Annotated in this window: 12 protein-coding genes; 7 read left to right on the forward strand and 5 right to left on the reverse strand. The window is 37.9% G+C overall.

Annotated features, from left to right (window positions below):
* Positions 1 to 103 precede the first annotated feature (103 nt).
* From L656_RS1000000123585 to L656_RS0103855, 4 genes are all read left to right on the forward strand, one after another.
* Positions 104 to 232, forward strand: a complete 129-nt coding sequence (locus tag L656_RS1000000123585; RefSeq protein WP_275041058.1) for a hypothetical protein — start codon at positions 104 to 106, stop codon at positions 230 to 232.
* A 118-nt stretch (positions 233 to 350) separates the two neighbouring features.
* Complete coding sequence (locus tag L656_RS0103845; protein ID WP_024598257.1) at positions 351 to 1,880, forward strand: cryptochrome/deoxyribodipyrimidine photo-lyase family protein; 1,530 nt, start codon at positions 351 to 353, stop codon at positions 1,878 to 1,880.
* 2 nt (positions 1,881 to 1,882) lie between these two features.
* A complete protein-coding gene (locus L656_RS1000000122720) occupies positions 1,883 to 2,023 on the forward strand; it encodes a DUF2256 domain-containing protein (protein WP_002958154.1) in 141 nt (46 codons plus the stop codon).
* Between the two features lie 124 nt (positions 2,024 to 2,147).
* Entirely contained in the window at positions 2,148 to 2,585 is a 438-nt protein-coding gene (locus tag L656_RS0103855) for an OsmC family protein (protein ID WP_024593544.1), read from the forward strand.
* A gap of 76 nt (positions 2,586 to 2,661) precedes the next feature.
* Here the strand turns inward: L656_RS0103855 and L656_RS0103865 are convergent, their stop codons facing one another.
* Positions 2,662 to 2,844 carry a 2TM domain-containing protein gene (locus tag L656_RS0103865; RefSeq protein WP_002958152.1) on the reverse strand — a complete coding sequence of 61 codons (183 nt, stop codon included), beginning with the start codon at positions 2,842 to 2,844 and terminating at the stop codon, positions 2,662 to 2,664.
* Between the two features lie 217 nt (positions 2,845 to 3,061).
* Between L656_RS0103865 and L656_RS0103870 the strand changes: the two genes are divergently transcribed.
* Entirely contained in the window at positions 3,062 to 3,829 is a 768-nt protein-coding gene (locus tag L656_RS0103870; protein WP_024598258.1) for an EAL domain-containing protein, read from the forward strand.
* A gap of 114 nt (positions 3,830 to 3,943) precedes the next feature.
* Complete coding sequence (locus tag L656_RS0103875; RefSeq protein WP_024597025.1) at positions 3,944 to 4,729, forward strand: putative porin; 786 nt, start codon at positions 3,944 to 3,946, stop codon at positions 4,727 to 4,729.
* A gap of 70 nt (positions 4,730 to 4,799) precedes the next feature.
* Here the strand turns inward: L656_RS0103875 and L656_RS0103880 are convergent, their stop codons facing one another.
* Entirely contained in the window at positions 4,800 to 6,287 is a 1,488-nt protein-coding gene (locus tag L656_RS0103880; RefSeq protein WP_024597024.1) for a dipeptidase, read from the reverse strand.
* Between the two features lie 249 nt (positions 6,288 to 6,536).
* Here L656_RS0103880 and L656_RS0103885 point away from each other — a divergent pair, with 249 nt between their 5' ends.
* On the forward strand, positions 6,537 to 6,728 hold the full coding sequence (locus L656_RS0103885; RefSeq protein ID WP_024597023.1) for a DUF2986 domain-containing protein: 192 nt from the start codon (positions 6,537 to 6,539) through the stop codon (positions 6,726 to 6,728).
* 2 nt (positions 6,729 to 6,730) lie between these two features.
* On the opposite strand, the gene L656_RS0103890 is transcribed toward L656_RS0103885, so the two are convergent.
* From L656_RS0103890 to L656_RS0103900, 3 genes are all read right to left on the reverse strand, one after another.
* Positions 6,731 to 7,693, reverse strand: coding sequence for a TDT family transporter (locus L656_RS0103890; protein WP_024598259.1), 963 nt, complete (start codon positions 7,691 to 7,693; stop codon positions 6,731 to 6,733).
* A 211-nt stretch (positions 7,694 to 7,904) separates the two neighbouring features.
* Positions 7,905 to 10,061 (reverse strand): TonB-dependent receptor, encoded by a 2,157-nt coding sequence (locus tag L656_RS0103895; RefSeq protein WP_024598260.1) that lies wholly within the window; start codon positions 10,059 to 10,061, stop codon positions 7,905 to 7,907.
* 133 nt (positions 10,062 to 10,194) lie between these two features.
* Entirely contained in the window at positions 10,195 to 11,484 is a 1,290-nt protein-coding gene (locus L656_RS0103900) for a methyl-accepting chemotaxis protein (RefSeq protein ID WP_024598261.1), read from the reverse strand.
* Between the last annotated feature and the right edge of the window lie 147 nt (positions 11,485 to 11,631).

Here is an 11,631-nt window from a genome sequence, read left to right on the forward strand (position 1 = left end):
ATCTCGTGTCTTTAGCTTTACTATTGGTAAGCGTTTTTAATTTTACCCTAACTGAGGGTATCGTCATACAAAGCGATACCCCCGCAAGTTTTAGGAAAAGATAATGGAAGTAGTTGCAATTGGTGAAGCTTTAATAGGTGTACTCTCACATGACTGCAAGTGCCAAAATGGCTTAACTATCACGGTAATTCTCCCTATTTATAATACTTCTTTTATTGGCGACTCATTTTAGTATCACCTTAACATGAGTTGCCTATATCAAAATCGTTTTTACACTAGTCTTCTTTTACATTTAATACGTATTGGTTTTGTCCTATTATTTATAATGCCACGGTTTTAATATTGCCAGTATGAAAGAAAAAATAAACATCGTGTGGTTTAAACGTGATTTACGTCTTAGCGATCATCAACCATTAAAAAATGCATTTAGTAATGGCTTACCGACCCTGTTATTTTATAACTTTGAGCCATTACTGCTCGAAGATGCACACTACAATGAGCGGCACTGGCGCTTTGTGTATCAATCGATAGTTGAGTTAAATAATCAGCTAGCGCGTTTTAACGCCTGTGTTTATATATTTAATTTAAATATGAACGATTTACTTGAGTCGATAAAGACGCAGTTTGAAATAGTTAATATTTTTAGCCATCAAGAAATAGGCTTAAACAACACCTTTGAGCGCGATAAGGCAATAAAAGCATGGTGCCAGCATAACAACATTAATTGGCAAGAGTCGCAAACAGGCGCGGTAATTCGCGGCAAAAAAAATCGTAATAATTGGAACGAACGCTGGCAGCAAAAAATGCAAGCACCTATTGCTGTTCCTAATTGGAAGAGTATAAAAACAATTACCCTTAATAACTATCAAGCGCCTGAGCTGCCAAGCGCTTACACTCAAGATCACGACAGCTTTCAACAAGGTGGCCCACTGCATGCGCGAACTGTAATGCAGAGTTTTTTTGCCGAGCGCGGTAAAGGTTATCAAAAGGGAATATCGAGCCCAAGTTTAAGCCAAACCCACTGCTCTCGGCTTTCGCCCTATCTAGCATGGGGGAACATTAGCCTTAGGCAAGTGTATCAAATGACCATTGATGAATATCATTCAAAACACCCTGACAAAAGAGGTTGGAAACGCCCACTAGCAGCGTTTGTATCGCGCTTGCATTGGCACTGCCACTTTATGCAAAAGTTTGAAAGCGAGTGCTCTATGGAGTTTTTAGCTCTTAATCCGGGTTATCACGTATTTCCGTATCGTGATGATGAACGTGTGAAAAACGATATTGAACGCTGGGCGCAAGGTCAAACAGGTATTCCAATTATTGACGCTTGCATGCGCTGCTTAAAAGCCACCGGTTATATAAACTTTAGAATGCGCGCCATGCTTGTAAGCTTTGTAACGCATCATTTAAATATAAGTTGGCAGCAAGCAAGCTTTCCGCTAGCTAATTACTTTTTAGATTTTGAGCCAGGGATTCATTATCCGCAAATTCAAATGCAAGCCTCGGTCACAGGTATTAATACCATTAGGCACTACAACCCAATTAAGCAATCAGAAGATCAAGACCCAACAGGTTCGTTTATTAAAAAGTGGTGCCCCGAGCTTGAAAAACTCCCTATTGAATATTTACATCAGCCTTGGGAGCAAACTCCAATGGAGGCACTCTTTAACGACTTTAAGTTAGGGGAGGATTACCCTGAACCCATGCTTGATTTAACAGCGGCCTCAAAAGAAGCACGCGAACGCTTATGGCAATACCGTGAGCGAGCCGATGTTAAACGTGCCATAGGGAAAATTCTTAAAAAGCACGTTGGGGGTACTCAAAAAGTTACTCGAACAAAAAGTAAAACGGATACTAAAAATAACAGTAAGGCTAAGTAAGCATGGCGCACAAAAAACTAAACTTACCTCAAAAAATATGCCCTATTTGTAATAAACCTTTTACGTGGCGTAAAAAATGGCAGCGCGACTGGGATAACGTTATTTACTGTTCAGAGCGCTGTAAGCGAAATAAACAGGGGTAACAATTAACTGGCGCCTATTTTGCAACATCATCAGTAATTAGTGCTTTTAAGGCTTTATATAAGTTTATTTTGTAAATAACGCTTAGATAACCTGAAAAGCTTACACTCTAGCAAGGAGAAGATGATGACGATTAAAAAAACGGCAAGTTCAACATGGTCTGGCGACATTAAAACAGGCAAAGGTAGCATATCAACTCAAAGTGGCGCGCTTAATAAACAACCTTATGGTTTTAATACCCGCTTTGAAGATGAGGCGGGCTCAAACCCTGAAGAATTAGTAGGTGCAGCGCACAGTGCATGTTTTAGTATGGCGCTTTCACTTGCATTAGGTGATGCAGGCTTTACCGCAGATAAAATTGATACTAAAGCCACTGTAAGCCTTGATGAAGTAGATGATGGTTTTTCGGTGACGCATATTGCCCTTGAGGTAAAAGCGCGTATTGATGATATTCAAAACGAGCAGTTTCAAGCTTTATGTGAGCAAACCAAAAAGAGCTGCCCTATTTCAAAACTCTTAAATACCGAAATATCACTAGATGCGACACTTCAATCAGCATTTTAAATATTTAGGTTTAGATTACTGTAAATAAAGCACATTAAATTAAAGCCAAGTAAATTATTACTTGGCTTACTAATCATCAAGATACCTTTTTAGAGCTGCTTATACCTAAGACTTCAGATAATAAAGCGATCCCCATGCCAAGCGCGGGCCAAATCACCCATAAGGTGTTTGGTGATGTAATTAAATTAATTAATCCTAAAAACACTAAAGCAACTGCATACTGTTTAAAACTTTGAAATATTGTTGTTGATGTATTCATGTTTATCCTCCTGATAATGTATAAATCTATTTTTATATAAAAACGAAATGTAAACCCCTGCCAAATGTCATTAAATAGCATGACATTAGTCATCATATTACTCACATATAAACAATCACTTATTATGTTAAAAAAAATATAAACTAATACTTTAATCTATTTGTGTTAGGATCTACCCTCAACTAACTTTAAAAATAAACATCAGAGGGTGAACTAAGTGATCGAAAAATCAAAAGATTGTGAAAAAGTGACATGTAGTAATTGTGCTGACGCCAACGATCTTGAATTTGATTTTTCTATGGCTTTTCAACCGATTATAAACTGTAAAACTCGCCTAATTTATGGCTATGAAGCATTGGTTAGAGGTTTAAATGGCGAGTCTGCTTATTCAATTATTTCAAAAGTGAATGAAGACAACCGCTATGCATTTGATCAGCTTTGCCGTATTAAAGCCATTCAACTAGCCGCAAAGCTGGGCATAACATCAATGCTAAGTATTAATTTTTTACCTAATGCTATTTATAAACCAGAACGATGTATACGCACCACACTAGAAGCTGCAAAAAAGTATAACTTTCCTATTCAAAATATTATGTTTGAATTTACTGAAGTAGAAAAAATAGAAGACACCGCACACATTAAACGCGTTGTTGATTACTACCAGTCTCTCGGATTTAAAACGGCTACCGATGACTTTGGTGCAGGTTATTCTGGTTTAAATCTACTGGCTGACTTTCAAACAGATATTATCAAGCTTGATATGGCGCTCATACGCAATATTAACAACGATAAAAAACGCCAATTAATAGTAACTCATTGCTTAAATATGTTTCGCGACTTAAACATTACCGCACTGGCTGAAGGAATTGAAACAGTAGAAGAATATAAGTGGCTAAAAAACGCAGGTGTTGAGCTTATGCAAGGGTATTTATTTGCCAAACCAAGCTTCGAAAACTTGCCTGAGGTAACCTACGTTTTTAATTAGGAAAACCTACAATATGCAAACACTTTATTACAATTATTTAATTTCCTTATAAAACTGCATTAATATAATACCCATTTTAGTAACAAGTTTACTCAATTATAAGAAGGGATACTTATGCGCTTTTTAATGCCACTCACTTTACTCACACTTAGCTGCACAGCGTCTGTAAACGCTGAGCAGTCAGAATCAAAACAATGGTTTAACTCTATAAACTACGCAAAAATTGATTCTGATTATTACAACGATGATGTGTACGGGTTATCAACTCACTATTACTTTGAGAAGCAGCAAAATTCAGGTGTGTGGGATGATTTTGGCTACTTAGATACAGATAGCAATATAGGCTTAAATTATTTTAATTCAGATGGTTATAGTGGAAAAGGTATTTTTGGAGAAGGTTTTTACGGCAATGCTTTTGCAACTTTTGAACTACCTAATATTGGTGATGCCGACAACTATTCACTAGGTTTAGGTTACTTATTTGCTGATTCACTAAAAGTATCTGTACGTATGTTAGATTATGAATATAGCGATACAGTTTATTTGTTTAAAGCTCAGTATAATCATGAAATTAACGACACCGACTACATTGGTTTTACTGTTGAAACAGATGATGAAACAGAGTCGTGGGACCTATCATCACGTTACTTTGCCCATCTTTATGATGACAGCTATTTTGCTGTAAATGTTGACTATCTAGATGTTGGCGACGACTCAGTTTTTAATGTGCTCGCAAACTATTACTTCAATAAACATGTTGCAGTCGGTATTGGCTCAAACGACTCTGATTTAGTTATTGAAGGTAAGTACTTTATTAATGATAGCTACTACTTCACAGCTAATTACACTGATAATGATAACTACGATGTATACAACCTTAGCTTTGTAGCCCAGTTTTAATAAACACAAAAAAAGCCGCCTTGCTGGGTCTGCTCAGTTAACCAAGGCGGCTTTTACTAAACAACTATAACTACATATTACCAAGCTCTATCATCATTGCTGTGTACATACGTAAATTCAGTTCAAGTTGCTCAAGTGTCATAAATTCATGCTCTGAGTGACCTGTGTAGCGCTTACCCGGCATTGAAGGGCCAAACGATACCGCATTATCAAACAGCTTTGCGTTAGTGCCACCACCTATTGATACAAAGTCAGCTTTTTCGTCGCCCGTAAAATGCTTGAAAATATCAAGCAGCTTTTGCGCATGTGGCGCGCCATCAAGTAGCATAGGTGTGCCAATAATTGTTTCTATGTTAGCAAGTGTTACATTGTTAGTAGCTTGCCAATTAGCGAGTGCATCATCAATTTGCTTTTGTAATACAGCTTCATCTTTACCCATTGGACGACGTGCATTTACAGCAAGTGTTAGCGCATTACCATCGCGCTCAATAACGGTTGGTGCCACTGTCATTGGGCCCATAAAGTCGTGCTTGTAAGCTATTTCGCCAAATTGTTTACCGTGAATGTCTAAACCAATTAACTGATTCACAAAGTCGATTAGCTCGCCGTCACTGTTATTTTCAAGCTCCACACCTTTAAATAACTCAGCTAAATAAGCAATAGCATTTATACCCGACTCCGGCTCAGATGAATGCGCCGACATACCTTTAACGCTTATTGCTAAGCCATTACTTTTTTCACTAAAGTTAAATTCAACTTTATTTAATGTTTTAGCTTTTGCTTTTAATGTATTAATAAGTGCCGCGTCTGCATTGTGAAGCACTAAGCTGGCATCTTCTGGAATTTGACTTCTAAACGCACCACCAGTTACATCCTTTACATATAAACCCGTTTGTGGTGATGTTGCATTAAAAGTAGGTGCAATTAAGCTCCAGCCTTTCTCGGCAACCACTACAGGGTATGATGCATCAATGGTTACGGCATACTTTGGTTGATCGTAAGTTTTCATGAACTCGGTCAATGGGCCCCAGTCAGATTCCTCAGCTAGGTAAATCATCAGCTCTATGCGGTTATCAAGCTCTATGCCTTTATCTTTAATTGCTTTCATGGCGTAAAGCGCTGTTGCTATTGCACCTTTGTCGTCCTCAGTACCACGACCAACTAATTTACCCGGTTCAGATGTATCAATAATAAAAGGGCTTTGTTTCCATTTGCTTGCATTAGCAGGTTGCACGTCGCCGTGGGTTACTACCGTTACTTTTTCGCTTTGCTCGCCCATACCAATTAATACGGTGTAGCCTAAATCTTGGTAGTCAAAACCAAGCTCTGCGGCTTTCATTTTTAAAAGTGCTTTAAAGCCAATAAAATCGGGATTTTGAGGAGTGCTAATGTCGCTTTTATTAACCGTCGGAAAAGCCACTAAGTTAGTTAGTGTGTGTATTTGAGCATTTTGGTAGGTATTTACTGCGTAATCGGCAACGCTATCAATATTTTTATTTAACTGCGCATGAGCGCCAAATGCAAATAAAGCAATACTGGCTAAAGCTAACTTTTTCAAAACAATTCCCATTTAATTAATAACTAAGAGCGGTAATTATAACGCTATGAAGTGCCTACTTATAGCTCTTTACGCCAAACACACAGGTAACTTAAGGTAAATAACCGGAACTCTGGATAATAAATCTATCTCAAGCAGCTATTTTCAGCGCTAACTGCGTTGAACTTACTTGCAATAGGCCAAGTAAATCTCTTGCCCAGAGTTCATGTTAAATATTTATATAGCAGCTTTTATGAGGATGACTGTATAATGCGCGACTTAAAATTAACAGGGTATTTAATTGTGAACCGTCGTAAAAAAATCGTCACTAAATTTCAAAAAAAAGATAAACGCACTAACGCTAAATTGCATAAAAGCAACAAACCGTCTTATGTATCAAAAGCTGAGCGCGAAAAACTAGCTGAACAAGAAAGTAATGAGCCACAGGCAACCCAAGAGTAGCTTTATGTTACCTGTTGCTTTGATAATTTAAAGTGGCAAAAGTAGCGACCACTTACATAACATACCACTGTCGTGGCAACTATAAGTTCAAACGTGGCTAAGTAATTAACTGTATCTACATATGGCATTGCGAGGTTTATACTTTGCATCCAATCAGCCATTTTAAATAATGCAGTTGCCCCAATAACCATTGGAAATGTAAAAGCAGCGTAGCTCGGCGTAAAAGGTCTGCTTAATAACTTTATAAATAACACATAAACAATCAGTGTTTTTATTATCGCTAATATAAATAATGCCCCCACTATAACAAGTGATGGATTAGCTACAATATGAAAATACCCCGCTAATGTTAAACTGGCAGGCGCAGCTAAAATGGCAAGTGTTGGCTGTATTTCGTAGTCACTTTTTAAGGCTAATAAAAAACGATAAAACATAATTGGCAGCATTATCGCGTACGTTGATATACCAATAACCAGCGCACTATAAGCTAACCACGCTAATGTCGGATTTCCCGAAAAAGTAACATCTGCAATAATTATCCCTACTGGTGGCACAAACCAGCTGGGCGCCATATCCTCAAAGTTAAACTTTTTTGCTCGCTGGTATAAAAAGCTCACCAAAAATGTGAGATGCAGCACAAAAGCTAAAACCCACATAATATCACCAGCCAATGGGTTAAATTGCCCAATTGAGTTTGAAATAACAAGATTAGCCATTGCAAATGTAGGGATCACACTTCCTGCAACTGGGTGTGCTAAATCGGCTTTTAATAAATGAGGGTGTAGTAAAAACTTAGCAGCCAAAAGTAAAACTAATACGCCAGCTAATACCGCTCCCAAAAATTGCCCTTGGGAGTTTAAATTAAAAACGTTTTCCCATGTCCCCCCCATACTGGCAATACCCAAAGCTAAACCGGCCATAGCTGTTGGCGCACCCATCACTTTATTTTTAAATTGCTTAAACACTGTATTTCCTAATCATTGGGTGATGAACAAGTTACTGCTTTTTACTGCATTGCCTTAAAATAACGCTGTAAAATTAGTACAAGCGTGCTTAATAGAACGCTTTTTGCGTACAAATATTTCATAAAAATAAGTTTACGGCTTACATATTAAAGCGTATGAAAAAAGCCATAACACAGTTATGGCTTTTACTTTATTTTAAAATTTAATTTAGTTAAAACGCGTAACTAATGCTTACATTAAATGAACGCCCCTGCCCAGCAAGTTGTTCAAACCCGTTGCTGCTATCTTGTTTAAGTGCTGCAATACTTACGCCGCCTAGTGGGAGTTGGTAGTACTCATCAAACACGTTACTCACTTCTGCGCTTAGCGTTAATGAATCCCATGTGGCTTTTGAGCTTAAATTAACCAAGCTGTAGCTGTCTGTTTGGTTTTCAAAACGATTATTATTTACACGGCTTTTAGTATCTACCCACTGCCAAGATAATGCGTTTTCAAACCGACCTATTTGCTGGCTAATACCTAGCTGGGTTTGCAGTGGTTTAATTTGATAAAGCGGCTGGTTAGTATCGTCGCGCTTGCCTCTCGTATTAGTAACATTAGCGTGTAACTGCCAGTTACCTAAATCCTTAGATTCATAAATATTGGCTGTTAAATCTATTTTAGCACCATATAAAATGGCATCTACATTAGTAAACTGCAAAATGTTACGCGCAGTGTTGTCCAAGTCATAACTATTGAAGCTTCTTACAATATCAGCATCAATATAATCATTCACATCGGTATACCAAACATTGGTGCTTAATCGCCAACGGTCATCTTTAGCCGATTTAATATAAGTAGCACTTAAAGTATGCGCTGTTTCAACGTCTAAATCAGGGTTACCAATATAGCCATTACCATCGCCATACCAACCAATCATGGTGGTTGCCATATTACTTACGCCCCAGCTGTATCGCTCGTATAAATTAGGCGCGCGGTTTTTACGGGCAAGACCAAATTGCAGCTCATCATAATTTGTTATTTGGTAGTTAATTAATAAGTTAGCATCAACTATAGTGTCGGTTTTATCTCTGTCGCCAGCATTAAAGTTCTGTGCAGCAACTGTATTATCTGTAGACGTATCGCTCATGGTCATAGTATCCATACTGCTCATATCGTCCATATCCATCATGCTCATACCGTCGTTGTAAGGCTGAACCTCACCTACTTGGGTATTAATACTTTCAATACGTACGCCTGCGTTTAACCACAGTTTTGTATTTATTGGGTTCTCATATTCAGCAAATGCTGCTATGCGCTCTCGTTTGCCATTATTTATATTTACGTAATCGTTTGGTCCCATCATGGTTGAGCCTTCAATACCTGGCCACCAATCATCAACGCTGTAATTGTAATATTCTTGGCCGAGTAAAATACTGCTGTTTTTATCTAGCGCAATACGCCATTTTAACTGCGAACTTATATCTTGTGCATCAGTTTTCATTGGCATCATGCCTGTTTTTTCTTCACTGAAAAAACCCATTTCGTGCTTTACGCTATGCCAGTTGACTTGCCCTTCAAGCTCGCTGTTTTCAAAGGAGCGTTTGTATTGAGCTATTGCACCGTAGCTGGTGTTATCGGTCATATCCATATACTGATTTGCAAATCCCTGATATGGGATTTTTTGATGCGTTAGCTTTATAACTAATTGCTGTTTATCATCGCGCATAGCTGCGGTTAAACTATGATTTTGTGCTCGATACAATGTATCTAACACTACATCGCCGTTACCGTCTTCATAACTACCTGCATCACTAAACGACCCCTGGTAATTAAGACTAAACTTGTCACTTGCTAAACGTGCACCTACGCCAAGCTTACGTCCGTTATCAACACTACTGTACTTTGCTGACACATAACCTGAGTGCCAACCTAATTCATTGCTATCGCTATACTGTGGTGAAATAGAATTAACGCTTATTACGCCAGCAATATTATCGCCGCCCGCACTCACTGGCGACACGCCTGCAACCACATTATAAGACGTAATTTGATTAGCCGAGATATACGAAAGTGGCGGGTTCATATGATTAGCGCATGCAGCGGTTACATCTGCGCCATCAATTAACACTTTAACTCTGTCGCCCATTAAACCATTTAAAATAGGTAGGTTAGATACGCCGCCCGCAGCTGAAAAGTCGACACCTAAATCACTTAATAACGATTCTGACGAACCAAGTGCTAAGTGCTTATTTTGAGCATGTCCGTGTACTTCAATTACTTCTAAAGACGTATCGTCGGCAAATGCAAAAGTAGATAGCACACCGCTAATAAAAAGTGCGACAGGGGAAAGTAAGTAAGTTTTTTGAGTTTTGCTTTTATAAACCATTGTTAATTTATGCCACTGTAATAATTGGCGTAATTATAGTGTGAACTGCAAAAGCAAAAGCGCGACATATTGTCGCACTTTATCAATTTTGAATGTTGTTAGGCGTGTTTAATCTAAAAGGTCATATAATAAATTAAGTATTTAACTCAGCGACTGTTTGAGAAACAATATCAGCCCCTCGCTCAATCTCTTTAATAACCTCAGATACATTCGCAATAAGCTCTCGGCCTTGCTCTGAAGAGTCTGAAACCGACGTAATTTGCCTTGATATATCATTAGTGAGCTCTTGGTTATTTTTAACAACGGTCGCTATTTCATTAGTTGAACTACTCGTACTGGCTGCAAGTTGCCTTACTTCGTCAGCTACTACAGCAAAACCTCGACCGTATTCACCAGCACGTGCAGCTTCAATAGCAGCATTGAGTGCAAGTAAATTAGTTTGATCAGCAATGCTGCTGATTGTAGAAACAATGGAGCCTATTACAGCTGATTGTTCATTAAGATTTTTAATTAAATCAACTGACTTAAGAACTTGGCTTACAATGGCATCTGAGTTTGCAACAGAACTTTGTAGTATCTCAGAACCTTTTTTAGCGGTTTGCGCTGTAGCTACCGCCGNGATTGCAGCGGCTTCAGTCACTGCATTATTATTGTGTATACGATCAGTAATATTTGATGCAAACTTAATTATTTTAATTACATTACCTTTGCTATCTAATATTGGGTTATAAGTAGCTTCTAGCCAAATTTCTGAGCCGTCGGCGGCAATACGTTTAAATTTTCCTGACTTAAACTGCCCCTGCGCTAATTCATTCCAAAAGTGTGGGTTTTTCTCATAAAACACTTCAGTACAAAACATTTTATGATGTTTACCTACAATATCTTTTAAGCTGTAGCCTACTGTCGCTAAAAAGTTTTGATTTGCGCTTAAAATATTACCTTGTGGGGTAAACTCTATTGTAGCCAATGCTTTATCGAGTGCACTAGCTATCGCTTCTTGTGCCTTTCGTTGTATGTAACTAGTCGTAATATCAGAGGCTATTTTAATCACTTTAGTGACTACGCCATGCTCTTCTACAGGAAAGTAAGTTGCCTCAAGCCAAAGCTTATCGCCATTAGCTTTGTATCTTAAAAACGATCCTGATTTAGAATCTCCGGTTTTTAATGCTTGCCAAAATTGGCTATATTCGTCTGACTTTGCATATTCAGGTTCGCAAAACATGCGATGATGTTTGCCAATTATTTGCTCTTTGTTGTAACCAACAGTAGCTAGAAATAACTGATTTGCGTCTAATATTATTCCTTCAGGTGTAAACTCTATATAAGCCACATGCTTGTTAATTGCCGACAAGATAGACTGTTTTTGAATTAATTGAAGCTCCATTTCTTCAATTTTTGCGTTTCTTTTAGAAATACCAAACATATAAAAACCTTAAGGAGTAAATTAGTAAAAACATTAGCAGAATAACGTTAAACAAATATGTAACTATACTGTAAATATAAGCTCTAAATAACCTTTCGGCGAATATTTAACACCTTATAGATGCATGCTTTATAAATAGTTTTTTTA

The sequence above is a fragment of the Pseudoalteromonas sp. TAE56 genome (genome assembly GCF_000497955.1).
Lineage (GTDB): Bacteria > Pseudomonadota > Gammaproteobacteria > Enterobacterales > Alteromonadaceae > Pseudoalteromonas.